Below are 26,425 nucleotides of genomic sequence, written 5' to 3'. Positions count from 1 at the left end.
GGCTAGCGCTCCCCAAAGAGCGAGAATTAAGACTCCAGCACGTTCGACACGCTGGACTCTTCGCGCGAAAGTTTACGTTTGGCTGACAGCAGTCGATCGGTTCGGCTGCGCAAATGTGCAGTTCGCGCGGCGTCGCGCATCGCACGGTCGCTCTTCGCCAAAAAATCCATCTGAGCATTCAGACCGATCTCCGGCTCCGACAACACCCGGCGCAGCAGCAACCGAAGAAGCTCGGCGAACCTGCCGATTGTGGCGGCTCTGAACAACCCCGACCGATATTCGAAGATGGCCCGAAGACCGCGCGGTCCGTCGTGGACGTGAAGGACGAGGTCGAGCTCCGTACGAGGCGCTGCAAAGGGTATCATCTCGAATTGCAGCCCGGGGATGTGCAACTCGGCCAAGGGAACATTGTGAAACACAATCTTGACCTGGAAAATTGGCGCATAAAGCGGGTTGCGTTCGGGCCGGAGCACCTCGACCAGTTTGTCGAAGGGCAGCTCTTGATGATCATAGGCCGAGAGTGTGACCTCGCGAATCTGCGTGACCAGACGACTGAAGCTCGGATCGCGATCCAGCTTGATCCGCAAGGCGACCAGATTGATGAAAAATCCTATCAAGGGCTCAAATTCACTCAAAGGCCGGTTCGCGACGTCAGCGCCGACGACAAGATCTTCGACGCCGGTGAGATAGCGGAGCAATCCGGCGAAAGCCGCCAGCATGGTCATAAACGGCGTAAGCGCGTGTTGACGGTTGAAGGCGTTCAGCTCTGCCTGCAGTTCGCTCAGGTCGAACTCATGCGAACCCGCGACGTCGCCCGTTTTCAAGCTTCGCGGCCAGTCGCCCGGCAGGTCTAGGAATGGGGGCGCGGACTTCAAATGCTCGACCCAGTAATCGAGCGCAAGCGAAAGGTCCTCGTCTTTCATCCTTTCACGCTGCCAGACGGCATAATCCGGATATTGGACAAGGAGCGGTGGAAGCGACGCTTCGCTCCCATTCTGCAGGGCGACATACAGTGTGGCGAACTCCTTCAAGAACACGCCGAATGACCATCCGTCAAAGATGATGTGGTGGAAACAAAGCAAAACCGCGCACGCTTGCGGCGCTGGGTTCTGCGACGGCGGTGAACGATAAATGCTCGCTCGGACAAGCGGTCCGTTGGCGAGGTCGAACCGCGCCGCGATGGAGGCGCGGATACGGCTGAACAATTCGGTCGCTCCCTTGCCGTCCGCGCCCATCTCTAGCGTTTCGCAATTCGGCGTCACCTTGAGTTCAGAGACAACGTTTTGTTGAAGTCGCCCCGACTCCTCAAGAAAGACGGTGCGAAGCGACTCATGTCGCTGAATAATTGCGTTCAACGCCGCCGTAAATGTCTCGAGCTCGAGCGACCCCGTCACCCGCACGGCCACCGCGAAGTGATAGAGCGGGTTGGCGTCATCTATCTGCTGGGTAATCCATAACCGTTGCTGACCAAGCGACATCGGCAACGTCTCATGGTGCGGGGCTTTGGTTGGCGGCGACCCCGCCCGCGGGCGGCCGCGACCGCGAGCGCTGTCGATTGAGAGCGCAAGGGCTGCGAGGGTCGGCGCTTCGAACACGGCGCGCACCGGCAAGGCGATCTCGAAGGTCGAGCGGACGCGAGACACGACTCTCGTCGCCAGCAGAGAGTGGCCGCCGAGTTCGAAGAAGTCGTCTTCTATGCCCACACGCTCGACGCCGAGCACCTCCGCCCAGATCTGTGCAAGGACGGCCTCCGTTGGCGTTCTTGGCGCGAAGTAGCTGTTCGCGAATTCTGAATTAAGATCAGGTTCCGGAAGGGCCGTGCGGTCGAGCTTTCCATTTGCAGTGAGCGGCAACGCGTCAAGACTGACGAAAGCGGATGGGATCATGTAGTCCGGCAGGATCGCACGAAGATGTCGGCGAAGCTCCTCATGCGCAATTGCCTCCGCCTCGCCCACCACGTAGGCGACCAAGCGATGACCGCCTGCTCCAAATGGGCGCGCCATGACCGCCGTTGCGCGGACGCGCGGGTGGGTGGCGAGACAGGCCTCGACCTCCCCAGGCTCTATGCGGTGGCCGCGGATCTTCACCTGATGATCGATCCGGCCGAGAAATTCGATGGTCCCGTCGGTTCGGAAGCGACCGAGGTCGCCAGTCCGGTAAAGTCGCGTCCCCGCCGGGCCAAAGGGGTCGGGTAGGAACGCCGCCGCCGTGAGGTCTTGACGATTAAGATAGCCGCGACCGACCTGCACGCCGCCGACGCAAATCTCGCCCGGCGCGCCAATCGGCGCGGGCTGGAGCCAACGATCGAGGATATAGAGTCTCGTGTTGTCCACTGGGCGGCCGATCGGCACACTCAGATCATTTCCAGCAGGCGGCGTCTCGATCGGATAATAGGAAACATCGTCCGAACATTCGGCGGGACCGTAGGCGTTAAGCAAACGCACGTGCGGGTGACGCTCCATGAAACGACGGCAGAGCTCGGGCGCGAAGGCCTCGCCGCAAGGCAGGAGCCAGCGTAGGCTGGCGAGCCTCTCGCTTGTTTCAGAAGCGTCAAGCAACGCTCGGATCATGGAGGGCACCGCCTCCAAGATCGTGACGCCGCGTGCGGCGATTTCCTCCAGAAGGCGTTGCGGATCGTGGGAGATAGAGTCTGGAAAAATTTCGACCCGAGCCCCTAGCGTGAGCGCGGTTAAATACTGCCACACGGAGATGTCGAAGCATTGGGACGCCGTTTGTGCAATGACATCGGCAGATGTGAGATTCAGCGCCGGTACCTTGGTGATCAAATTGTTGAACATCCCCTGATGTTCGAGCATGGCCCCCTTGGGCTTGCCGGTGGAGCCCGAAGTGAAGATCACGACGGCGAGGTTTTGTGGGCAATGACGTCGGGATGGGTTGTCCAGGCGGTCCCCGCGCGCCTCCAGCGTCGCGAGATTTAATCGGCGTGGCTTGATGTCCGGCATTGCCGCAAGGATGGTCTCGGCCCGATCGCGGCATGCCGCCCCCACGAGCATCAAACCGACTTTCGACTCTTCCAGCACCTGCGTGATACGCCCGTCGGGATGGGCAGGATCAAGCGGCACATAGGCCGCGCCCGCCTTGAATAGCGCAAGTATCATCACCAAGAAATCAAGGCCCCGTTCCTCGAGCAAGGCAACTATGCAATCGGGGCCAACGTCCTCCCCAATCAGCGCATGAGCGAGGCGATTGACGCGCTCGTTCAGCGCGCCATAGGGAAGCGACGCGCCTCCGCAGGATGCGGCGATAGCCTCAGGCGAGCTTGCCGCTTGCGCTTCGAAACGGCCAATGATGTCCCGCGGCTCAGCATAAATACGAGAAGTCTCGTTCCACTCCACCAGAATTTGCTGCCGCTCGGACTCGCTGAGCAATGGAAAATCGGATAGCCGCGCTTCGGGACGGTGGATCATCTCCTTCAATAATCGCCGATAATGCCCCAATAGACGCTCCGCTGAGGCGGCGTCGATGCGCGCGCCGTCGTAGGTGATTTGCAAGTGCAGCTGTTCGCCCGGAATGACCACGAAGGTAATGGGATAATTCGTATGCGTGCGGTGCCAACAATCGGTGAACCGCCAGCTGCCGCGGCCCTCCAGCAAAGACGGATCGACGGGCGCGTTCTCGAAAGTCAGGAGATATTGGAAAAGGTCCGCGCCGCGCGGGAGCTGGCTCCAATTCTGCACCTGCGTTAGAGGTGCGTACTCATAGTTCCGGATCGCGTAATTTTGTTTGAGCACGCTCCGCAGGAATTGGGGCAACCGTTGATTGGGATTGATCGCAATCCGCAGCGGAAGGGCATTGATGAAAAGCCCGAGAATGGACTCGACTCCTGGGAGGTCCGCCGGACGCCCGGAAACGGTCACGCCGAACAATACCTCCAAGCGACTGGTGTATTGTGCGAGCAGTAAAGCGAGCGCCGCTTGCGCGAAAGTATTCGTCGTCACCTGATAGTGCTTGGCAAGTCCGTCGAGCTCAGCCGTCTCGGTCTCGGAGAGTTGCAGGACGATGTCTTTGACAGCATTTGCTCTCTTTGCCTCTAGCGCCGAGGAGCGGCTAGCGACAAGTGGCGTCGGCTCGCCGAAGCCGGCGAGGTTGTCGCGCCAGAACGATTCGGCGGCGCGCTCGTCCTGACGCTGCAGCCACGCGATGTACTCATTGAACCCCAATCCGCAACTTGGGAGCGAGGACTGGCGCTTGCTCAAGGCCGCATAATTGGATTGCAGCTCTTTGAGGATAAGCGATGTGCACCAAGCGTCAAAAAGGATGTGATGATGGCTGCGGATCAGAAGATACCGGCGCTCCCCAAGATGCAGCAGACGAATACGCGCGAGCGGCGCTTTCGCGAAGGCGAAGCCCACGCGTCTCTCCTCCGTCAGAAGATCGTTCAGGCGACTTCCCTGTTCGCTTCCGTTCAATCGGCGAAAGTCGAGATAGTCGAATGGCAGCTCGACGCGCCGATGCACGACCTGTTGCGATCGCGAATAGCCCTCCCACACGAAAGAGGTGCGAAATACTGGATGCGCATCGACAATGGCCTGCCACGAGGCTCTGAAGGTATCGACGTCGATCTCACCCTCGATCCAATAGCGATGCTGCATCACATAGACGCCGCTATTCGGCTGAGCCAGCGTGTGAAACAGCAGACCGTCCTGAAGCGGCGTCAGGGGATAAATGTCTTCGACGCCGGCGGGGTCCGCCGAAAGCCGATCCAATTCAATTCGGCTAAGCGTCGAGAGCGGGAAGTCGCCGACAGACGAGCTCCGTGGTGCCAAAGGCGTTTGCGTCGCCTGCCCCGATCGGATTGTGGGCGCCAGTTCGGCGATGCTTTGTCTAAGGAAAATTTCGTGGGGGGATACCAGGAGGCCCGCGGCCTGGGCGCGGCTTGCGGCTTGAATGCTTAAAATCGAATCGCCGCCAAGCGCAAAGAAACTTTCATCGATGCCGACCCGATCGAGTCCCAGGAGAGAAGAATAAATTTCCGCAAGTCTCGTTTCGATCTCGTCGCGCGGCGCTCGATAGGCCCGCGTCGAGAGCGCAGCCAGATCTATGACAGGCAGACGCTTACGGTCGATCTTTCCGTTCGGCGTCATCGGCAAAACGTCGAGGAAGACGAAATGCGAAGGCAGCATGTAATCGGGCAGCCGTCGGCGCAGATGCGCTTGAAAAACTTCGGCGTCCCGAGCAGCGCCTTTCCTTACGACCACGTGAGCGACGAGGCGGCTCACCGCTCCCCTGTCTGCGTGAGCTACGACGACAGCCTGCTCAACTGCTGCGTGCTCGCAAAGCACCGCCTCGATCTCTCCGAGCTCGACGCGAAAACCCCGGATCTTGACCTGTTGATCAATCCGGCCGTCAAATTCCACGACGCCGTCTCTCGTTAACCGACCGAGATCGCCTGTGCGATAAAGACGTCCGCCCGGCGTAGCTGCAAAGGGATCGGGTACAAATCGCTCAGCCGTCAGGTCCGGACGGCCAAAATAGCCCTGGGCCAAACCGACTCCGGCGAGACAGATTTCGCCGTCCACGCCGTCTGGCGCCAAGGCCAAATCGGGACTGAGCAAATAGGCCCGCATGTCCTCGATGGGGCGGCCAAGGGGCGCGACGCTCGATGAAGAAGCGTCAAGCGCCTCCAAGCTAATGGGGAGCATCAGCGCTCCAACACTCGCCTCAGTCGGCCCGTAGTGGTTGAAAACCTGGCACGAGCTCTCCTCAGCGAGCAGGCGTTTTGCGAGCTGCAGGGACAGAGCCTCCCCGCCGAAGATCAGTGCTCTGCGCGGCAGCAGTTTCGCTTCGTCTCCGTGCGGCGACAACGCGCCGAAATGCGACGGCGTAATCTTGAGCACGTCGATTCGATGACGCTCCGTATAAGCGCGAAACAAACGAGGATCTGTCGCTTCGTCGTAAGTCAAAACGTGAAGGCGCCCGCCGCTAGCGAGCGCCGGGAAAAGCACTGTGTTCCCGAGGTCCGCAGCGAGCGTGGAAGCCAGCGCAAATTGAAGTCCGCTCTCAGCCGAAAGCCGCCCGATGATCGCGTTCGTGTAATTTACCAGGCCGCCGTGCGTCACTGCAACGCCCTTCGGGCGTCCGGTCGATCCGGAAGTGTAGATTACGTAGGCGAGATCGAGAGAGCCGTTGCGGACGAAGGGCGCGACATCTGGCTCGTTGGCGGTCGCGGCTTTCAAGTCCTCCAAGAACACTGTGTTGACGCCGACGACCCCGGACCGCTCGAACCAATGCTGTTCGCACAACAGCAAGCTTCCGTGCTGCAACATGTCGGCTATTCGCGCCGGGGGCAGGGTTGGTTCGATCGGGATATAGGCTCCCCCGGCCTTGAGGACGGCGAGAATGCCTAGGATGGTCCTTGCGGAACGAAGGGCGCAAACGCCTACGGAGACATTGCGGTCTACCCCTCTCCCACGAAGGTAATTTGCAAGCCGGTTGGTCTCCGATTGGAGCTCCGCATAAGTCATCTCGCCATCGGCTGCGACGAGAGCGACGCTCTCAGGGGTCTTTCGCGCCCACTCGCTGAAAAGATGATGGATGCACGTGTCGCCAGCGCCAGCGCAATTCGAAGAAGCGCTATCCGCGCCTTGCTCCTCGACCTGCGCACGCGCCAAAGGAAGGGAGCCGATCGGCGTTTGAGGCGCCTTAACGACGGCTTCGACAAGATTTAAGAAGTTTTGGGCGAGGCGCGCGATCGTGTCCTCGCGGAACAGCTCGCGGCGATATTGAAACGACAGAACCAAGCCGTTCTTTGCTTCCGCCGCCATCAGTTTGAGATCGAAACGTTCGATTCTTTCGTCGAGCGCCAACCCCTCTACTAGCCATTCGCCGAACGGAAGGGAATCGCTGTTTTCGCCGAGAACTAATTGGGCGTATTCGCTGTCCACGTCAGCCTGCGCCCGCTGGAGGGCGAACCAGGTCTGGAAGATTGGCCACTGCCCTGAGATGCGTTCCGGCTGCAAGCGCTCGACAATCAACGCAAACGGGAAGTCTTGATGCGCCAAAGCTTCGGAGACGCAGCTTCGGATCTCAAGCAAGAAGTCTGAGAAGGGTTGCTCCGGCCGTACGGTGCTTCGAAAAGCGAGGGGATTGACGAAGTTCCCCACCACTGAGGCGAAGCGGCGCTGACTGCGGCCGCTCGCCGCGGAACCGACCACAATCTCCCGCTGGTTAGTGTAGCGGTAGAGCAGCAGCTTGTAGACCGCCAACAGGACCATGAATAACGTGGCGCCGTTGGCGCGCGCCAAGGCCTCGAGATCAGCAGTCGATTTGGCGTTAAGCCGCACGGAAACCGCCGAGCCCAGATTCGCCCGCGCCGCCGGACGGGGAAAATCGGAGCGCAGCGCCAAGATTGGCAACTCGCCGCCGAGGCGATGTCGCCAATAGCTCCAGTCAGCTTCGCTGGACGGACTAGCGAGATACTGACTTTGCCACGCGACAAAGTCCTGATAACGCTCTGCGATGTTGGGCAGACTTGGCGCGCGCCCAGCGATTTGCGCGCTGTAAACGGCTTGAAGCTCCTTCAACAATATCAGCAAAGACCACAGGTCCAATGCGATATGATGTGCGCAAAGGAGTAGCGTAGAGGTCGAGTCGCCGTGGCAATAGAGGGTTATTCTCAATATCGGACCATCGACGAGATTGAAAGGCGTGAACGCTCGACGAAGAAGCTCCTTTCGTAAATCGCTGTTTCCAATGCCCTCCGCGGCGACGACAGAGAAATAGTCATGTGTCGCAGTGAGCGGCTGGATCGCCTGGATGACGTCATCACCATCTTGCCGATAAACGCTGCGCAAGATCGGATGCCGCGCCAGTAGATGGTCTACAGATGATTGGAGCGCCAGATCGTCTACAGGTCCTCTCAATCGCAAAGCGACATGCAGGTTATAGGCGACGCTTGACTGCGATAATTGATGCACGGCCCAAATTGCTCGTTGACCTTGCGAGAGGCGCGACGCGGCGCAGGGATCGCTTTCTTCCGGCGCAGCCCAAGGTTTGATCTGTTCGAAATCACCAAGCGCCTCAGCCACCTGACCGAAGGTCCTCTCGGACATCAAAAGCGAGATAGGAATGTCTGTGCCGAGCAAGGCGTCGAGGGCGTGTTTGAGCTCGACCGTACCCAGAGAGTCGAGACCGCTGCGCATAATCTGCGAATCGGCGCTCAAATCGCCCTCGGGAACGCGCAAGAGTTTGGCGGCGGTAGAGGTCAGGAAACGTGTGATCAGCGCTACTTTTTGAGGACTGCGGAGCAGGCAAAGCGCTTCGCGCAGCAATGCGCCAGTTCCTCCAAAATCGGAAATCGAAGAGGGATTGGCCGCTTTGAGGCGCCGCGCCGCATCTGTCTCCGTCTGAGCCAAGACCGGGAGGTCGCCATTGAGATACAGCCGCTTACACTCCGCACGACGGACTTTTCCGCTCGAGGTCCTCGGGATTGACCCGGGTTGCACCAGGACGATTTCCGCTGGCGCTATGTCGCATTCGGACGCAAGGGCCTCACTAATCTTCCGGCACAACGCCCCCGCGCCACGTTCACGCATCAAGCGCAGATAGCTTCGTTGAGGTTCGGCGATCACGACGAGCGATTCTTGCTCATCTATCGTCACTGAAACGGCGGCGTTGTAGCCTGGCCTCAGTTCGTGGAACTCATCGTCGAGCACCCGTTCAAAATCCTGCGGATAATAATTGCGTCCCCTGACAATGATCAAATCCTTCAATCGACCAGTGATGAAGAGGTTTCCTCTTTCAAAAAAGCCGAGATCCCCCGTTCGCAAGAAAGAAACACCGTCATACCCGGGAATTCGTGCCCGAAAGGCGTCTTCAGACGCTTTAGGCTGTCCCCAGTAACCTTTCGCTACACAAGGGCCGGCTACCCAGATCTCACCCACCTCGCCATCTGGAACAGGAGCAGCGCTGTCCGGATCGACGATTTTGACGAGGTGCCCCGCCCAAGCTTGACCGCAACCCACCAATGGAGGAGCCGTTCGAGATGTGGGCGGGTCGCCTGGAACGCCGACAGGCGAAAACTGAGCTGGGCGCTGAAGCAGGATCGGTCTGCCCCGTGTCGGAGCCGTGACGACCAACGTCGCCTCCGCCAAGCCGTAACAGGGAAAAAAGCTTTCGCGTCGAAACCCACATTCGGCAAACGCCGTCGCGAAACGATCGAGGGTCGTCGCGCGGACCGGTTCTGCGCCGCTGAAGGCGATCCTCCAGCTACTGAGTTCTAAACCGAGCTTTTGTTCGGGCGTCACCTTCCGAACACAGAGGTCATAGGCGAAGTTGGGAGCTCCGCTGGTGTGGGCCTGGAATGTTGAAATCGCCTGCAACCAGCGGATTGGCTTTTCCAAAAAAGCCATCGGAGACATCAAGATGGAAGTCGCGCCCACATAAAGCGGCTGCAAAATGTTCCCGATCAAGCCCATGTCATGGTAGAGCGGCAACCATCCTACAAGAGTCGAATGCTTGGTGTGTTGGAAGCTGCGCTGGATCAGCGCTTGATTAGCCAAAAGATTTGCGTGAGTGACCATGACGCCGCGTGGAGCGCCGGTCGATCCGGAGGTATATTGCAAGAATGCGAGAGAATCTGGAGCGATCTGTGGCGGGTTCCAAGCTTCTGCCGCGTCGGATTCCAATTGATCCGTTGTAATGAGTGAAAAAGCGCTGTGCTCCGAACGCATGTCGACGCCAGCCGCAATATTGTCATGCAACTCCGCCACCGTCAGGATCAGATGGGCCGAAGCGTCATGCAGAATTGCTTCGAGGCGGCGGAAATGGCGCCCTGACGGTGGATAAGCCGGTATGGCGACGACGCCGGCGTATAGACATCCAAAAAACGCTTCGATGTAGTTCAAACCTGGCGGATACAACAGGAGCGCGCGCTGTTCGGCCATGCCCAGATTCTGGAGATGCGCCCCAATGGCTCGGGCTCGACGATCAAGCTCCCCAAAGCTCAGGCGGCCGGATTCCTTTTCACCGTTATTTAGGAAAATAAAAGCCGGTTGCTCACGCTGCCGCGCCGCGCGCGTGCGAAGCAACTCGATCAAATCTGATACCCCCTCCAAAGGAGGCTCTTCCGCCAAGTCTTGCCCGTCTACGAAGGTCATCGCCGCATGCCCTCTCGATCCTATACTGTGTTTATCACCTCTTCATTCGCTAGCTATATTTCAGTCGTGTTGTTATCTTGATTCGCCCCCCAAAAAGGCCGCGCCCAGACAGAGAGATTGGAGCTCCGCAAGATTTGCTGTCACCGCGAACGCACTGACGCCTCTCAGTTCTTGAACGCGTGCGCTCCCCGCGCCGTCGCGCGTCGGATCACCTAATTTTCGACTCCGCTTCCGCCATTTGCTTGCGCAAGCTGAGTGGCCGCATATCCGTCCACACTTCTTTGATGTAGGAGAGGCATTCGGGCTTGAGACCAATTTTGCCAACAGCACGCCAGCCGTCGGGAATCTCCTTGTAGTCAGGCCAGATCGAATATTGCTCTTCATGGTTCACGACGACTTTGTAGACCATCGTTTCGTCTTCTTCCCAAGACATGTCACCCTCCCGTAATTGAGTTTCTGCCTGTTTGAATTGTAATTCATGCGCTCGCGCCGACCGTCTTCTCCGCTGCTTCCACTGCCGCACGAAACCGCCCGGCGATTTCGTCAATCTCGGCTGGGGTTACGATCAGCGGCGGGAGGAACCTTATGACGCTGCCCAACCTTCCGCCCCGCTCGAGAATCAATCCGCGGCGCAGACATTCGTTTTGAAGTTTTTGCGCCATTTGTGGCGACGACGAAGGCGGACCCGCGAGCCTATCGGTGTGGTCGGCGCGGACGATCTCGACACCCACCATTAATCCGCGGCCGCGAACGTGGCCGATGCACCTTGTCTCGGATTGTATGCTTCTGAGCGCGTCTTGGAGGCGACATCCCATCTCTTCGGCGTTGCATTCAAGACGCTGCGCCGAGATGAACCTAATTGTCGCGGCGCCAGCAGCGAAGGCCAATTGATTGCCGCGAAAAGTGCCCGCGTGAGCGCCGGGCTGCCAATGATCGAGTTCGCGGCGATAGATTACGACTGAAAGCGGCAGGCCTCCTCCGATGGCCTTGGAAAGCACGAGGACGTCAGGCGTGATGCCAGCGTGCTGGAAGGCGTAAAGACGCCCGGTGCGACCTAGCCCCGTCTGGACTTCATCGAGGATAAGCGGAATGCCTCGGAACTCGGTTATCTCACGGATCTTACGCAGCCAGCTGTCAGGGGCGGGATTGATCCCTCCCTCCCCTTGCACGACCTCGAGGATCATTGCGGCGGGCAGCGGCACGCCACTAAGGGGGTCTTCCAACAAATTTTCAATGTAACGCGCACTCATTTCCGAGCCGGCGTGACCTCCGAGCCCAAAGGGACACCGGTAATCCGAGGGGTAGGGAAGAAATTGGACTTCCGCGGCGCCGCCATTGATCGCGGCCTTTGGGCCGCTTTCGCCAGTAAGGCTGAGGGCGCCCGAGGTCATGCCGTGATAGGCCCCACGGAACGACAGGATACCCCGACGGCCCGTCGCCGTTCTGACAAGCTTGAGCGCCGCTTCAATCGCGTCAGCGCCAGACGGCCCGCAAAATTGAATCTTGAAGTTGTTCGGGAATTCCGCCGGCAGACTATCAAACAAATCGCCTATGAACCGGTCCTTCAGTGGGGTTGGAAGGTCCAGAGTCTGCAAAGGGACAGCCCCGCTCAGGGCGTCGCGGACCGCGTCGACAACAACCTCATGGTTATGTCCTAGAGGCTGAGTGCCCGCGCCCGAAAGGCAGTCTATGTACTCGCGATCCTCAACGTCTCGGACCCGAACGCCGCCTCCCGATTTCAGCGCGATCGGAAGTCCGCGTGGATAGGTTCTGGCGTTAGACTCGATTGCTTCCTGCCGTTCGAGGTAAGCGTTCCTAAAAGACAAGTAATATGGCCGCAACGCTCCTGGGTCGGAGGCGCAATCACTTTGATTGGACTTGTCAAGCCGAATAGTATCGTCAACGCACACTAGGCCCCCTCCGCCGCCGCCACGGCTGTCGCCAAAAGTAATGCTAATTGGGCAGTGTGTCGACTCTTTTTTGGTCAATATGTCGACCGCACGCTCAGCTCGTCGCCTTGGAAAACGTATCTCATGCCAACCTGCGCCGAGTCGGAGCCGGGTGGAAGGGCCAAGGTTCGCGGTTTTTGGTTCGACTTGGCGAAAGAGCTTAGCTTCGCCCTGAGCGCTGCAATTGGACTACAAGAGACGATGCTGGGCGTCTCAGGCTCTTGCGTCCGGCGCGCGAAGGACGGCATCCAGGCGCGCCCTCTCTTCGCGCTGGCTTCGATTTACGATCGCGCGACGCGTCGCGAGGGGGCCAAGACCAACCCTCCCCCACGGCGTCTGCGAACCCCGACGAGCTGCCAGCTTCGCAAAGTGGGCTACGACCGCAAGCTTTCCACGCGCCCGCGCCGCCCTCCGCGAGCTGCGGGCGCGATCGCGGACTTGAAGAACGTTCCCGGGCGGTTGGCGCGATCCCTCACAAAAAGAGCGTCTGAGCGAGCACCACAGAGATTCCGTTTTGTGACGAAGTCCCGCCTAGCTCAAAGGGACGAGGTCACGCGGCGAGCAGCCGGATACAGTGCGCCCCCCCTGTACCCTTCCCACGGTTCATGAAGAGTAACGCGCGGTTGGGAGCGCGGAGCAGAGCAGAGCGCTTCCAACCGCGCGCGCCGAAAGATTGATCGCGCTACTCTCCTGAGTCGAGCCGACCCGCCGGGAGCGACCAAGCGCCCCCTGAGTCTCGAACACCTGGGGGGACTTGTGCCTCGGCGGGCGGCCGCGATGAATGCCCCGTAGGGAGTCCGCGCCTTTGAGCGCCAGTACAGGGAATGGCTGACATCGCAACGGCCCCGTGAACACGAGGGGCTTCAAGATGGAGGATGAAAACAAACAACTGGTTTGTCGGCGTCGATTGGGCTTCGCGGACGCCCCACGTGCGCCTGTCGGACGCCAAAGGCGCGAAAATTGGCGAACGCACCTTCGCGCATCGCGGCGAAGGTCTGAAGGATATGGCCGACTGAATTCTCAAATCGACCGGCGCGGCGCCTGAAGAGGTGATGGTCGCCATTGAGGTTCCACATGGTCCCGTCGTGGAAAGCCTGATGGAGCGCGGCTTCCACGTCTACGCTATCAATCCCCAGCAACTCGATCGCTTCCGCGACCGCTTCTCGCCCGCCGGCGCCAAGGATGACAGCCGCGACGCCGAGGCGCTGACCGATGCGCTGCGCACCGATCGACACTGCTTTCGCCTGCTGGCGCCGCTCCATCCGGTCGTCGTCGAGTTGCGGGAAAGGTCGCGCGTCGCTGACGACCTGCATGCTGAACGCTACCGCCTTTCCAACCGAGTTCGTGAGCTGCTCTGGCGTTACTACCCGCAGTTTCTTGAGCTTTCCGATGACATCGGCGCCGATTGGTTTCTTGACCTGTGGCGTCTGGTTCCAACACCCGACAAGGCCAAAGTGTGCGAGGCCACGGTCGAGCGCCTGCTCAAGCGTCACCGCGTCCGTCGCATCACTGCCGCTGAGGCGTTGGAACAGCTCACATCCTCGCTGATCTGCGCCGCCGGCGGAACGGTCAGCGCCGCCACCGGGCATCTTGAGGCCGTCGCTCGACGCATTGCTCTCGTCAACCGCAGATCAGCGAGGCCAACCCCAAGATCGATCGCCTGACCGAACAGCTCGCGGGCGGAGAGGAAGTTGCCGAGGGCAGAGAGAAGAGCAGCGTGATGTGACGATCCTGCGATCCTTGCCGGGCGTCGGAAGGATCATCACATCACGCTGCTCGCAGAAGTCAGGACGCTCTGCAACGGAGAGATTATCATGCGCTGCGCTGCCTCTCGGGCGTCGCCCCGATCACGAAGCGGTCGGGAAAAAGCAAGATCGTGCTCCTGCGGCAGGCGGCGCATGTTCGCCTGCGCAACGCCGTCTATTATTGGGCGCGCACCGCCGTGCATCACGATCCACGAAGTCGGGCCAAATACGCCGCCTTGCGCGCTCGAGGCCATGGTCACGGCCGAGCCCTCCGTTCGGTCGGCGACCGCCTGATCACCATCGGCGGCGCCATGCTCGAGTCCGGGACTCTCTTCAACCCGAACCTCCCCGCGAAAATCAGCTATCCCCGCCCATGATCAGACTTTACAAACGGTGGGGAGTCCCCCTCCCCGCGAGGGTCAGCGACGGCGGCGACGGCATCTAAACCGCTGCAAAGTCGATCGCGGCGTCGATCATGTCCCGTTCAGTTGCCCTCAACCCGCGCATGTCAGAAAGGAAGTTTACGAGAGCTGCAGCTCGTATATTGATCTCTCGGCCTAGGCCAACCGGCGCGACTCCATGCCCAGGGCTCTCACGTCGCGCGCGGGCTCAAACAGCAGAGGCGAGCCTCTTGATATTTCATCAGCCCCCGGTGAGGACTCTGAGACGATCGTCCGATCTCGGCTTCCGATGGTGCGGCGCCTGGGCGATCGACGCTTCCCCGCGCGACGTCAGTCGGCCCGTGTTTCTAGATGATTTAGGTGCGTTTGATCGACGATGCTGGGTTGACAATCGCCTCAACATTTGGCTGGGCGCGCCGCGCGAAGATGATCTGCCGGGACTTTTGGCGGGGATCGCCGACTGCGAGCGGGACGATGTGACGTCGCTCCTGCATCCGGCAGATCGCGCTGTCAGGGCAGCTGGGCGCGGCGTTGCGCGTTGGTTACTGAGCCGCCTGCTGGATTGTGCACCCGTCGATGTGGCGATCTTCAGAGGACCGCACGGCAAGCCCCTGCTAGACTGCAAACGCCATGGGTTGGCTGCGCACAGCCTCCATTTCAACGTGAGCCATGTCCGGGGACTCGTCGCCGTGGCGATCGGCCCGGCCCCGCTTGGCGTGGACATTGAGCTCGTGCGGACCTTCCCGGACATGCAACTGGTTGCGCGTCAGCATTTCGCGCCGGAGATGTTGGGGCCGTGGGAAGCGACGATGGACCAAGAGGAGCGGACGGCGCACTTCTACCGCTTCTGGACTCTGGGAGAGGCGTTCATCAAAGCGACGGGACAAGGGCTTTCTCAGAACTTCCGTTCATTCGCTTTTCCGGCCAAAGGAGAACCTCGCCTCCTACGGGTGGACGATCGGTGGGGACCTCCGTCCAGATGGAGCTTTGGCATTTTCTAGCCGCAATCATGGACGGTTTGGCCGATGCGCTGATGGAAGCGGTCTCGCGCCGGCGGCGCGGGCGATCCAGATACAAATAGACGACCACTGGCGTAAAGCGTCAGCGCTTGGCTGACGATAAGCCAGCCAATTATGGCGACCCCCAGCGGTTGGCGGTGTTCCGTGCCTTAGCCCGCGCCGAGCGCCAGCGCGCCAAAAAACGCGGCGAATGTGGGCATCATGCTCGGCCGGAAACGCAATAGGCGGGCGCAGTGGATCGACTCCTGCGACGACGGGCCCGCATCGCGCTCAAAGTGCAGCACGACTTCAATCATCATGATCGCGTTCTTCATGGCGACGAACCCAAGACTTCCAATTTCCATACGCTCTTTACCCGCGAGAACTTCTTGGCGAACGCCACCCCTCCCTCGACCAGAGCGCCGTGCACCTGAAAGGATCGCTTCGCTACGTCGAGACCGATGATGAGAACTTTTTCCACGAATGCCCGTTCGTTTGTGGGATGCGCAAACGTCGCCACCATGGCACATCACGAAGCCGTCGGGAGGGGGCATCCACTCGATCACTCGAGCTACTGTCCGAATTTTCGAGGCCAGCTCTCAGATTCTGCGAGAAACCTTCGTGGACAAGCCAGTTCACGCCCCTTAAGATTGACCAGCTGCCACCCCAGTGGGCGCACGAGGGCATGAAATGTTGAGGAATCGACTGACGAGGCGAAGCGCCATAGCCGCAGGCGTGGCGGCGGTCGGAACCTTCCCATCCCTTCCTGTTAGCATGGTGCGGCTCGCTTTCGGCGGGGAGCGCGAGGACTTCGCCTTCACTTACATCTCTGACGCCCACATCCAGCAGATTGAAGGCGCGAGGTTCGTGCGCAATTGGGATCTGGGTCTCAAGCGCGCCGTGGCCGAAGCCAATCTGATCAAGCCGGAATCGGATTTCGTCCTATTCGGTGGCGACCTTGCTCAGCTCGGCAGGCGTGACGAGCTCGACCACGGCGCAGAAATCCTTTCGGCCCTGAAGCCGAAGCTCCATTGCGTCATGGGCGAGCATGACTATTACCTCGATCTCGGCGACTATTGGCGCGAGCTCTATGGACCCGATCATTACAGCTTCGATCACAAGGGCGTTCACTTCATCACCCTGAACTCAATACTGACTACCGACGAATGGACCCATCACCGCTGGCCGACTGCCGAGCGGCGCATGTCGGAGATGGCTACTCTCGACAATCCCCACGGATCACCTTTCATGGTCGGCGAAGCGCAGCGCGCTTGGCTGCGCGAAGATCTCGCCAAGATCGAGCACAACACACCGATCGTAGTGTTCTCCCATTCTCCGCTTCAAAAGATCTATAAAGGTTGGAATTTCTGGACCGACGACGCGGAGCAAGTCCAAGAGCTTCTGCAGCCGTTCAAGTCGGTCAACGTGATCTATGGTCACGTACATCAAATTCAGTACAACAAGATCGGAAACATCGCGTTCAACTCCGTAATGGCAACGGCCTGGCCTTTGCCATATCCCGAGGCCTACGCCCAGGCGGCCAGCCACCTACCGGTTCTCACCGTGCCGATGAATCGCGCGGATCCATTTTTCGAGCACGACGCCACCGGCTGGCAGCTCCTCAACGTCGGTTCTGGCCGCATCGCCGCACATTATAAGCTTTGGGAGAATCGCGATCGCATGGTGGTTTTCGATTCCACGCGGGACGAGCCGATTGATTTCGACTTTCGGGACGCTTCGCATCGAACGCCGTCGCAAACCCACTACTAACCGCTCGACAACCGAGGCGTCTTGGAGCCTGTTCGCTTGAGGCCGGGCGCCTATTTTGTCGTTTAGAAAGGAGGCGTACGTGCGCGCGTTAGACGCGCCACGTTAATGCCTCGCGGCCAGTGATTGCTGTAGAGGTCGGACAACAGTTGCGTCAGCTCCAACCACTCTGGGAAAAGACAGCTTGAATGTCGCGCCGCCGCCAGGCGTGTCCTCGATCCAGATCCGTCCGCCGAGCTTTTCCATCACGTTTTTAGCGATCGCGAGGCCCAGACCCGCGCCCGGAGTGGAGTCGTTTTCTCGCCAGAAGGGTTCGAAAATTCGCTCGCGATCTTCGGGCGCGACGCCTTTGCCGTGATCCTCGACCTCCACATCTGCGCGGCCGTGCATGCGCACGATGACCGTACCGCCCTCGGGCTCCATCTTCAGGGCGTTGTCGATAAGATTGCTGACCACGGCTGTTAACGCCGCCATGTTTCCCTTCACGAGGCGCATGCCCTCGCAGGTCTCGAGCTCGATCGAACGCCCGCTCTTGACCGCCAAAGGGAAAAAGCTCCGCACCACCTGCTGAACCGTTGCTTGTAGATCCACATCGGCGTCGAAGGCTTCCTTCTGCTCTTCCAAGCGCGCCGCGCTCAACGCTTGCTCGACGATCGTCTGAAGCTTGCTGGAATCATTCAAGAGATTGACGACAAGCGCCGATTCTGGCGCGTTCTCCAGTCTCGCCCGCATGATCGCGAGCGGCGTGCGCAGCTCATGCGCGGCGTTCGCGAAGTAGCGCCGCATGCGTTGGGCGCTGCCGTCGACGCGCGCGAGGGCCTCGTTGATGGCCTGCACGAAGGGAGCAATTTCTCCGGGAACGTCCTTTTCCGAAAATTGTTGCGAGAGCCGGTCAAGATCCACTTGCGACGCCTGCTCGGACAGCGCCCTTAAAGGCTGCAGGCAATGTCGCATGGCGTACCAACTGACACACATCGAAAACAGGAGGGCGCCGAAGAGATACGGCAGCAATGCCGAGATTGCATTATTGAAGGTGTCGACAATGTCGGACCACCGCGGCCTTTGGTTGTAAATTGCCAAATAATACGGACCCTGCTTCGTCCAATGGGGACCTAGCATCCCATGGGCCCTCTTTACTTTATCTTCAGATAGAAAAAAGTGAAGATGCATTGGTCTCAGACGGAGCGCATCTTGCAGCTCCTTGACCAAAACCGGCGAGGAGCCTGCGAGCGGCGCGGTCGAATGCACGTCGAAGGCAGCGAAAAGCAGATCCGGAATTCGCTCCAACTCCTGCTTCAACTCGACATTCGGCTCGATCCGCACATCGCCGCTTTCATCGCGAATGAGCGAGTCGGCGACGAGAGTTTCGACTCGATCAGCAGAGAGCTCTTCCAGGCTGATGTCGTTCGACCAGAACGACAGGCTCACGGAAGCTATGGGCCCGAGAAAGAGAACGAGGATCTGCGTCACCGCGATCCCGATCAGCACGCGTCGCGCCAATGTCGGCGGCGAACTCACGGGTCGCCGCGCCTCGTTGCTGCGATGAGATAGCCGACGCCCCGCGCGGTGTGAATATCGACGCCCGCGTTCAGCTCCGCGAGCCTCTGGCGCATGCGCGAGACCAGCGCCGTCAAAGCGTGCTCCTGAATTTCCTCGTCGGGGCCGTAGACCTGTCCGAGCAGTATCTCGCGCGGCACGACGCAGCCGGCCCGGTTCAAAAGCGCGCCCAACAACGCTAGCTCTCTGCGCTGGAAAAGGATGGGCGCATCATTGACGAAGGCGGTTCGCGCGCAGGGGTCGAAGGACAGCAAGCCCAAACGAATGCGATTCACTCCTTCCTTCCCTGGCCGTCTGAGCCCGGCCCTGATGCGCGCCATCAATTCGTCGAGGCTGAAGGGCTTCGTCAGATAGTCGTCGGCGCCGGCGTCGAGACCCTCGATGCGGTCGTCGATCGCATCGCGCGCGGTCAGCATCAGGATCAGGCTCGTCGGGTGGTTTTTTCGCGCGCGGGGCACGAGCGACAGGCCGTCGCCGTCGGGAAGGCGCCGATCGAGCAGCACGACGGAATAGGGACAGGCGCTGAGAGCCGATTCAGCCGCTCGGAGGGTTGCGACCTGGTCCACGTCGAAGCCCGATTGACCGATCCGCAAGGAGAGCTCACCCGCAAGCTCGCTTTGATCCTCAACCAGCAGGACCCGCATTTTCCGTATCCGCCTTGAGCAATCGACCGCGTAACGACAGTCGCATAATTCTGCCGAAGGTAGAGAAAGTAAAGAGGGCATTTTTAAGCCGGTAGTCGAGCTTAATTGAGGCGGAGACGCTCCAAGGGGCTGTGGCTAATCCGCCACACATCAAAAATTTCATTCCGTCCAACTTCCTGCATGAGGTTCACATGACCTTTCTTCTCCACTGTCTCGCATTGGATCGGGCGAATCCCTGCGCGCCTCGGCAGCGTTCAGCGGTTCGAGCCGAATGGGCAATCGCCAATCCAAAAAGATGCGGTGTGAAGAGGCCATCCATGCAAACGAACAAACTGCGTTGCGGCGCGTCCGCGACGGCTGTCGCGATTTCCCTCTGGTCGACAGACCTGCTCGCGCAAACCAGCCTTCCCTCGATCGACATTGGCAGGCCGAAGCCGGTCACGCATGCGGCCGCGAAGCCCAAACCTAGCCCCCATACGGGCGTAAGCCACGTTGCGCAGGGCGGCCGCGGCAACGGCAGGCCGGTTCCGGGACAAGGGACAGGAGGTGGCGCGGCGAGCGGCGGAACCGGCGCCGGTCAAGGCGGCGGAGGAGACGGCGGCAGTGGAGGCGGCGGAGCGGGAACGGGCGCGGGCGGCTATGGCGGCGCCGGCCCGGCGCAGGACCCCTACAACAAGAGCTATGTGCTCGAGAAGGCCTCGACCGGCACCAAGACCAACACGCCGGTCATGGAGACGCCGCTGAACGTCCAATCGGTCAGCCAGCAAGTGCTGCGGGACCAGCAGGTCGTCACCCTCCCCCAGGCGCTGCAGAATTTCGCCGGAGTTTCGGTTCCGGGCCCTGCTTCCGGGTTGGCCGGCACGCCGAGCAGCGGGCTATTTATACGCGGGTTCCAGACAAACACTTACTACCGCAACGGGTTTCGCATCGATGGCACTTTGAATTTTGGTGATTACATCTCCACGCAGCAGTTCGCCAATGTCGCCAGCGTGGAGGTGCTCAAAGGTCCGGGCGCCATTCTTTACGGGCTTTCCGACCCGGGGGGCGTCATCAATATCGTCACCAAGGAGCCGCTGGACGCGCCCTATTACGCGGCGCAGCAACAGGTCGGCTCCTTAGCGCTGTACCGCACGACCGTCGACGCCACGGGCCCGCTCAACACCGACAAATCATTGCTCTATCGGATGAACATGTCCTACGAGAACAATGGCGCGCCCTTCGGCTATTTCGTCGATCTCACCAATAGTGAGAATCTCTTTCTTGCGCCGGTCGTTAAATGGAATGTCGATTCAGCAACCTGGGTCAAGCTGGAAGCGGAGTATAATCAGCATCGCGGGGACATCTACTTCCCGTTTGATCCTCTCTTCAACGGAGCGTTCGTGAACATTCCACGCAGCGCCAACTATGGTGAGAGCTCCCCCTATTTGACCACGCAGCTTCTCGCTGCGCTAACTTGGTCGCATCAATTCGACAAGGACTGGTCGATCAAGCAACAGATCGTCTACAACAATATCGGTTTCCACGATAATATTACTTATGGCTATGGTGTCCTGGCCGGGCCTCCGGCATTGGTTCCCCAACAATCAGCTCAAACCGTGAGTGGGCAGACCACTTACGCCACCAATGTCGATATCACCGGGCATCTCAACACATTCGGAGCGGAACACACGGTGCTGCTCGGCGGAGACGTCTACCATACGACCGGGCAGGCTTCGAGCATGTCATACAATTTTTCTTCAGTCATCGGTCTTTTCGATCCGATCCATCTCGGCATCCCAAACCCCCAGTGCCCTTGCTCCTTCTTCCCAGCCGATTACACCCAGGACACCGCCGGCCTCTATCTGCAAGACCAGATCAAGTTGCCTTATAATTTCTTTCTCCTGACGGGGGCGCGATACCAGTATATCCGTCAAACGATTCTTGCCGGTGAGGCGCAATATGCTTTGCAGCCAGCCCCCCCGCTGAACGGCCAGGCGTTGACGCCGCGCTTCGGCCTGCTGTGGCGGCCTCAGGAGTGGCTGAGCCTCTACGGCAATTACACCGAGGGTTTTGGCCCGAACGCGGGAATTTATGTTTATCCCGGTAATCTCGCCCCGCCCACGCGCGCCCAGAGCTGGGAGGCGGGCGCCAAGCTCGAGCTCTTCGGAGGGAAGCTCCGCGCCACCGCGGATTACTTCGAACTCGTGAAGACGAATGTCCCCTTCCCCGATGTAAATCCGGCTCACATCTGCCCCGGCGGCGGTGGCGGCCTTGGAAGCTGCTCCCTCCTGGCCGGGGCGGCGCGCAGCACGGGGCCGGAGGTCGAGATTCAGGGCGAAATCCTGCCGGGCTGGAGCGTGATCGCCGCCTATACCAATGACGATGTTCGCGTCACCAAAGCCCAGCCTGGCGCCAATCCGGGCGTTGGCCAGCGGTTTTCGGACGTGCCGCGCAATCAGGCGAGCCTCTGGACCACCTATGAGCTCCAAAACGACTCGGCTCTGAAGGGCTGGAAGTTCGGCGCCGGCTACCACTATTTCGGCTCGAGGCCGGTTATTGACACAACCAACCCGCCTTGGGCATGGCCGTTGGTCCCCGCCTATGGCACCGTCGATTTGATGGCCGCCTATAGCTTCAGCTACGCGGGCTCGAAAATGACCGCGCAGCTGAATGTCACCAATCTGTTCAATAGGGCTTATTCTACGGACGAATACAATACGGGTACGCTGGGCCCTGGGCCTGGATTTTCCACTGCCAGCTTCCGCTCCTATGGCGCGCCCTTCGCGGTCATGGGCTCTCTACGCGCCGAGCTCGACAAGGGGGCTACGCCTGCACCATGGCTGCTGCCGGCGCCCACGGCCTCGCCGTCGCTGCCCTCCTTCACCTGGACCGGCTTCTATACAGGCGGCCAGGTAGGTTACGGCTTGGGCCTCAACGACGGATGGGAGAGCTGGTCCACGGCTCAGGGCCAGAGCGGCCAAAGCAATCTCGGCAGCGGCGCAACAGGCGTGATCGGCGGGGCTCATGTCGGCTATAATCAACAGTTCGACCAGTGGGTTCTAGGCCTCGAGGGCTCCGTCGACGGCGCGACCTTGACCAAAAATGCGGAGGTCCTCGCTCCCAGCATCGTGGGGCAGGCTCTCAACGGCAGCTGCGTTCTGTTCCAATGCTTTGGCAGCACTGGCGGCACGGTGACCAGTATTGTGCATTCCGGCGTTCAGGGCTCCGTTCGCGCCCGGGCGGGCTACGCCTTCGGTCGGCTGCTGCCCTACGCCACGGGCGGCGTCGCCTTCGGCACCTTCAAGAGCGACGCCCAACTGTTCGGCACCGACCTCGACGGTTTGACCAACTTCGCCGCCAGCGGCGCTGCTTCCACCACGCGTGTGGGATGGACCGCCGGCGCTGGCGTCGAATACGCCGTCAACAACCACTGGTCGCTCCGAGCCGAATACCGCTATTCCGACTTCGGCCACCTCGGGATTTCGACCGACCCTTCGGCGGTCGGCGCGGTCTTCGCCCTCGACCGCCATCTCGACCAGCAACAGGTGCAGGTCGGCTTCAGCTATAAACTGTTTGCCGGCCCGGAGCTTGAGGCGCCCCCATTGATTACCAAGGGCCCGGCGCTCGCGGGCAACGACTTGCCCAAACTCGGCGGGGTGGCGCCGTCAATCGCGCCCTTCGCAATGAATTGGTCTGGCTTCTACGTCGGCGCGCAGATTGGCTACGGCTGGGGCCTCAACGACGGCTCGCTCACCTATGCGACGCCCGGCGGTCTAGCTGGCCAGAGCAATCTCTCCAGCGGCGCGATCGTGATCGGCGGCTCCAATAATCAAAACGCCGACGCGATCGGCGTGATCGGCGGCGCGCATCTCGGCTACAATCAACAGTACGGCAAATGGGTCGTCGGCGTCGAGGGTTCGGTCGATCCCACGCTCATGGGCCGCTCGCCACTCATCAACGTTCCCAACTTGGCGTTGGTGGATCCCATTACCCTCGCCAACGACGTCGGCGCGACGGCCAGCGGCGCGATCTGGTCGCGAATCCAGGGCTCGCTGCGCGCCCGCGCCGGCTACGCGCTCGGTCGCATGCTGTTCTACGGGACAGGCGGTCTCGCCATCGGCGAGTTCAGCAGCAATTTCCAGCTCTATGGGCTCGACACGACCGGCGCGCCCTTTTACGCCGCCGATCGGCGCTCCGCGACGCGCCTCGGCTGGACCCTCGGCGCCGGCGTCGAATACGCCATCAATCCGCATTGGTCGGTGAGAGGCGAATACCGCTACACGGATTTCGGCCATATGGGGGATTCGCCCGCTCCCACGTCGATGGGCGGGTTCTACACGGCCGATCGTCATCTCGATCAGCAGCAGGTGCAGGTCGGCGTGAGCTACCGCTTCAACGACGGCGTCCTGGCGCCTGTCGAGACCAACGCGATCGTCGCCGATCTTCCCTCGATCAAGGGCCCCGCGATCCTGGAGCCTCCGCCTCCCGCCTCATGGACGGGCGTCTACGCCGGCGCGAACCTCGGCGGCGGCTGGTCGGTCAACAACAACAACTCGACGAACTTTCTGCCTTTCACCGACCCGAGCTTCCCATTGGGCGCCTCGGCGCTGCCCGGCGGCGGCTCTTTCTCGAACCTCGTCTATCTGCCGGGCGGCAACGACAACACGGCCAAGACCGCCGGCGTCGTGGGCGGCGGCCAGCTCGGATACAACTTCCAGATCGACCGGGCGATCATCGGCGCCGAGGCCGACATCCAGGGCGCGACCATCGCGAGCGGGCACAACGGCGCATACCTCAGTGTACTCGCGTCTCCGTTCATCGGCGGCTCGGTTTTGGCTCCGCTCGCAGGCGGCGCCCCTGTCGGCAATGTCGGGGTCCCCTGGTTCGGCACCTTGCGCGGCCGTGCCGGCTGGCTCCTAAATCCGACCCTGGCGCTTTATGGCACGGGAGGCTTCGCCTACAGCGGCCTGCAGGTTGCGGGCTACTCGACGACCGCGAGCGGCTGGACCGTCGGCACGGGCGGCGAGTGGATGTTCGCGCCCAATTGGTCGGCGAAACTCGAATATCTCTACATCAACGCCACCAGCAGCTCGAACGGCGGCTTGGGCGCGTTTTCGGGCGTCGGCTCCAGCAGACTGAGCCCCGCGATCAACGTCGTTCGCACCGGCCTGAACTACCACTTCAACTGGGCTGCCCCGGAGGCGGTGCTCGCCAAATATTGACAGAATGGCGAGGGGGACGAGAGCGCGTCATTTCTTCTCTGCGCCTGCGGGAAGACAGAGATCCGCGCAAGTCAGTAGAGAAGGGTCACGCGGATGGTGCGGCAGTTATTCGTCTTCATCCACCGCTGGGCAGGCCTGGCGATGACGGTCTTTCTCGTCATCGTCGCGCTCACCGGCAGCGTGCTCGCTTTTCGCGAGGAGCTGGACGTCTGGCTCAACCCCGAGCTTTTGACGGTGGCGAAGCGTGACACGCCAGTGCTCGACGGATTCACGCTGCGCGAGAAAGCCGCGGCGCTCTATCCCGATTCAAGCTTCGACTACGTTCAATTGCCCATCCAGCCGGACCGTTCAGTGGCGTTCTCGCATAAGCCCGGCATGAAGCCCGGGGACAACATGATGGAGAAGGTAGTCAATTTCTACCTCGATCCCTACACGGGCGAGATGCTCGGCGAGCGCCCCGGTTGGAGCGGTCCGACGCTCGAACGCAAAAACCTCATGTCTTTCCTCTACCGCCTGCATTTCTCGCTTGCCCTGCCCTGGAGTTGGAGCTTCGGGGAGAACAGCGTCGGCGGTTATGTTCTGGGCGTCACGGCGCTCTTCTGGACCATCGATTGCTTCATCGCTTTCTATCTCACCTTTCCGTTGCGATTGCGCTCGACGGGCGATGTTTCGCGTCCCGCGAAATCCTGGTGGAGTCGCTGGAAACCGGCGTGGCTCATTAAGACGAACGCAGGTGCCTACCGCATCAATTTCGACATTCATCGCGCCTTCGGTTTGTGGACCTGGGCGATGCTGTTCGTCTTCGCCTGGTCGAGCGTCGGTTTCAATCTCGGCGAGGTCTACAAGCCGACGATGCAGCTGCTGTTTGGCTCAAGGGGGCAGACCATGAGCGCGCCCGCGCCCGAGCCCGCGCCTATAAAGCGGGTCGGAACCCCAGCTCTGGACTTCAGGGAGGCCTACGCTCGCGGCAGCGCTCTGCTGCATGCCGAAGCAGGACGACGCCAGCTAGCAATTGAACAGGAGCAGGCTCTCAGCTTGGATCGAGACAGTGGGGTCTACACCCTGAGTGCGCGCAGCTCGGGCGATTTCATCAAGAGCTGGATGACTTACGTGAGCTTCGACGCCGACAGCGGTGATTTGCGGGAGGCCTCCTTTCCTGGCGATTTGTCGAAGAACACAGGCGATGAGATCACATCGTGGCTGATATGGCTGCACATGGCGGCCGTCTTCGGCCTGGCGATGCAGATCTTGGTCTGCGTCATGGGGCTCGTGATCACGGCGCTTTGCATCACTGGCGTCTACATCTGGTGGAAGAAGCGGCGCGCCAGGATCAAAAGTCGGCGCGATCCAGCCGGCGCCAGTCCGGCCCAAGTAAGCCGCAGCTGGCGCTCGATAGCGAGTGTTGCGTGGTCGTCGGCGACCGCCGCGCAGCGTACACTGCAATCGCGTAGGGCGCGACATTGAGCCTCGAAATTCCCGACATCACAGAGATCGAGTCGTTCGCTTCCGTCGAACGCGAGACCTACAGTCCCTACAGAGATGAAGGCGCGTCTTGCGCGAACAGTGCCCTGGAGCCTGAACATGCGCCTGAGTGACGAAGATTTTAACAGGCTGGCTGAAATGGAGGAACTCCATTCTTACTTTCAGAGGCTGGCGCCTGATGAAATGGTTATGGATTTATTACGTTTAGAATCACCAAAGTCAAAAAATAGCCCAAAAGCCCTGAATCAATTTATGTCCATATATCGTTCACTTTCCTACGTTTGCGCTAATGATAAAACCATGAACGAGAACGAGAGATCATATTATATAACGATTGCAAACGTTGTGCGTGAGGCTCTGGAAGCAGTAATAATTCCTCTTCTTGAGCCAGATCTGCTGGATAGATTGCTCTCGACATTGATCTCGACGGATTATAACCTTGCTGCTTTCGGCTGTTACCCTCGTGCAGTTGATATGTTGCTCACACAGGCCAGGAGACCAAGAGGCCCTTATGAACTAAGCCTTGAAAGGAGAATGGTGGCTCAGAAGTGCGATTGAACCTC

The 26,425-nt window shown here is 60.3% G+C and carries 15 protein-coding genes and 1 pseudogene; 8 read left to right on the top strand and 8 right to left on the bottom strand.

From position 1 onward, the window contains the following. Window positions 1-26 precede the first annotated feature (26 nt). From QMG80_RS21235 to QMG80_RS21225, 4 genes and pseudogenes are all read right to left on the bottom strand, one after another. Complete coding sequence (locus QMG80_RS21235; protein WP_281926549.1) at window positions 27-8,723, bottom strand: non-ribosomal peptide synthetase; 8,697 nt, start codon at window positions 8,721-8,723, stop codon at window positions 27-29. A 54-nt stretch (window positions 8,724-8,777) separates the two neighbouring features. Next, window positions 8,778-10,118 (bottom strand): annotated as a pseudogene (locus QMG80_RS21790) (fatty acyl-AMP ligase); the annotation flags it as partial. A 208-nt stretch (window positions 10,119-10,326) separates the two neighbouring features. Beyond that, window positions 10,327-10,551 (bottom strand): MbtH family protein, encoded by a 225-nt coding sequence (locus tag QMG80_RS21230; RefSeq protein ID WP_085773903.1) that lies wholly within the window; start codon window positions 10,549-10,551, stop codon window positions 10,327-10,329. Between the two features lie 43 nt (window positions 10,552-10,594). Beyond that, on the bottom strand, window positions 10,595-11,959 hold the full coding sequence (locus tag QMG80_RS21225) for a diaminobutyrate--2-oxoglutarate transaminase (protein ID WP_245300308.1): 1,365 nt from the start codon (window positions 11,957-11,959) through the stop codon (window positions 10,595-10,597). Between the two features lie 983 nt (window positions 11,960-12,942). Between QMG80_RS21225 and QMG80_RS21220 the strand changes: the two genes are divergently transcribed. The 4 genes from QMG80_RS21220 (at window position 12,943) to QMG80_RS21205 (ending at window position 15,214) form a co-directional block, all read left to right on the top strand. Further along, window positions 12,943-13,083 carry an IS110 family transposase gene (locus QMG80_RS21220; RefSeq protein ID WP_245300303.1) on the top strand — a complete coding sequence of 47 codons (141 nt, stop codon included), beginning with the start codon at window positions 12,943-12,945 and terminating at the stop codon, window positions 13,081-13,083. A 36-nt stretch (window positions 13,084-13,119) separates the two neighbouring features. Then, on the top strand, window positions 13,120-13,731 hold the full coding sequence (locus QMG80_RS21215) for an IS110 family transposase (protein ID WP_245300304.1): 612 nt from the start codon (window positions 13,120-13,122) through the stop codon (window positions 13,729-13,731). 131 nt (window positions 13,732-13,862) lie between these two features. Beyond that, window positions 13,863-14,189, top strand: coding sequence for a transposase (locus QMG80_RS21210; protein WP_349775655.1), 327 nt, complete (start codon window positions 13,863-13,865; stop codon window positions 14,187-14,189). 365 nt (window positions 14,190-14,554) lie between these two features. Continuing rightward, window positions 14,555-15,214 carry a 4'-phosphopantetheinyl transferase family protein gene (locus tag QMG80_RS21205; protein WP_158658924.1) on the top strand — a complete coding sequence of 220 codons (660 nt, stop codon included), beginning with the start codon at window positions 14,555-14,557 and terminating at the stop codon, window positions 15,212-15,214. A 167-nt stretch (window positions 15,215-15,381) separates the two neighbouring features. On the opposite strand, the gene QMG80_RS21200 is transcribed toward QMG80_RS21205, so the two are convergent. After that, on the bottom strand, window positions 15,382-15,546 hold the full coding sequence (locus QMG80_RS21200; protein WP_245300305.1) for an efflux RND transporter permease subunit: 165 nt from the start codon (window positions 15,544-15,546) through the stop codon (window positions 15,382-15,384). Beyond that, window positions 15,543-15,692, bottom strand: a complete 150-nt coding sequence (locus QMG80_RS21195) for a hypothetical protein (protein WP_199769106.1) — start codon at window positions 15,690-15,692, stop codon at window positions 15,543-15,545. The genes QMG80_RS21200 and QMG80_RS21195 overlap by 4 nt, the downstream gene beginning before the upstream one ends. Window positions 15,693-15,901: 209 nt before the next feature. Between QMG80_RS21195 and QMG80_RS21190 the strand changes: the two genes are divergently transcribed. Beyond that, complete coding sequence (locus tag QMG80_RS21190; RefSeq protein WP_085773907.1) at window positions 15,902-16,981, top strand: metallophosphoesterase family protein; 1,080 nt, start codon at window positions 15,902-15,904, stop codon at window positions 16,979-16,981. A gap of 102 nt (window positions 16,982-17,083) precedes the next feature. Here the strand turns inward: QMG80_RS21190 and QMG80_RS21185 are convergent, their stop codons facing one another. Both QMG80_RS21185 and QMG80_RS21180 read right to left on the bottom strand, forming a co-directional pair. After that, window positions 17,084-18,496 carry a sensor histidine kinase gene (locus QMG80_RS21185; RefSeq protein ID WP_085773908.1) on the bottom strand — a complete coding sequence of 471 codons (1,413 nt, stop codon included), beginning with the start codon at window positions 18,494-18,496 and terminating at the stop codon, window positions 17,084-17,086. After that, window positions 18,493-19,179, bottom strand: coding sequence for a response regulator (locus QMG80_RS21180; RefSeq protein ID WP_085773909.1), 687 nt, complete (start codon window positions 19,177-19,179; stop codon window positions 18,493-18,495). Before QMG80_RS21180 ends, QMG80_RS21185 begins: the two co-directional genes overlap by 4 nt. Window positions 19,180-19,496: 317 nt before the next feature. Between QMG80_RS21180 and QMG80_RS21175 the strand changes: the two genes are divergently transcribed. The 3 genes from QMG80_RS21175 (at window position 19,497) to QMG80_RS21165 (ending at window position 26,420) form a co-directional block, all read left to right on the top strand. Next, window positions 19,497-24,380: a TonB-dependent siderophore receptor gene (locus QMG80_RS21175; protein ID WP_102938231.1), complete on the top strand. Its 4,884-nt coding sequence runs from the start codon at window positions 19,497-19,499 to the stop codon at window positions 24,378-24,380. A 93-nt stretch (window positions 24,381-24,473) separates the two neighbouring features. Further along, window positions 24,474-25,844 (top strand): PepSY-associated TM helix domain-containing protein, encoded by a 1,371-nt coding sequence (locus QMG80_RS21170; RefSeq protein ID WP_085773911.1) that lies wholly within the window; start codon window positions 24,474-24,476, stop codon window positions 25,842-25,844. 117 nt (window positions 25,845-25,961) lie between these two features. After that, window positions 25,962-26,420, top strand: a complete 459-nt coding sequence (locus QMG80_RS21165) for a hypothetical protein (protein ID WP_158658925.1) — start codon at window positions 25,962-25,964, stop codon at window positions 26,418-26,420. Window positions 26,421-26,425 lie beyond the last annotated feature (5 nt).

The sequence above is a fragment of the Methylocystis bryophila genome (genome assembly GCF_027925445.1).
Classification (GTDB): domain Bacteria; phylum Pseudomonadota; class Alphaproteobacteria; order Rhizobiales; family Beijerinckiaceae; genus Methylocystis; species Methylocystis bryophila.
Note: the sequence above shows the minus strand (reverse complement) of the source record. Positions and strands in the feature narration are given on the sequence as shown.

Bases quoted from the DNA above. Each gene is read 5' to 3' on its own strand.
- QMG80_RS21170 (WP_085773911.1), top strand. From the start codon at position 24,474: ATGGTGCGGCAGTTATTCGTCTTCATCCACCGCTGGGCAGGCCTGGCG.
- QMG80_RS21220 (WP_245300303.1), top strand. From the start codon at position 12,943: ATGAAAACAAACAACTGGTTTGTCGGCGTCGATTGGGCTTCGCGGACG.
- QMG80_RS21230 (WP_085773903.1), bottom strand. From the start codon at position 10,551: ATGTCTTGGGAAGAAGACGAAACGATGGTCTACAAAGTCGTCGTGAAC.
- QMG80_RS21165 (WP_158658925.1), top strand. From the start codon at position 25,962: ATGCGCCTGAGTGACGAAGATTTTAACAGGCTGGCTGAAATGGAGGAA.
- QMG80_RS21175 (WP_102938231.1), top strand. From the start codon at position 19,497: ATGCAAACGAACAAACTGCGTTGCGGCGCGTCCGCGACGGCTGTCGCG.
- QMG80_RS21190 (WP_085773907.1), top strand. From the start codon at position 15,902: ATGTTGAGGAATCGACTGACGAGGCGAAGCGCCATAGCCGCAGGCGTG.
- QMG80_RS21180 (WP_085773909.1), bottom strand. From the start codon at position 19,179: ATGCGGGTCCTGCTGGTTGAGGATCAAAGCGAGCTTGCGGGTGAGCTC.
- QMG80_RS21200 (WP_245300305.1), bottom strand. From the start codon at position 15,546: ATGAAGAACGCGATCATGATGATTGAAGTCGTGCTGCACTTTGAGCGC.
- QMG80_RS21215 (WP_245300304.1), top strand. From the start codon at position 13,120: ATGGTCGCCATTGAGGTTCCACATGGTCCCGTCGTGGAAAGCCTGATG.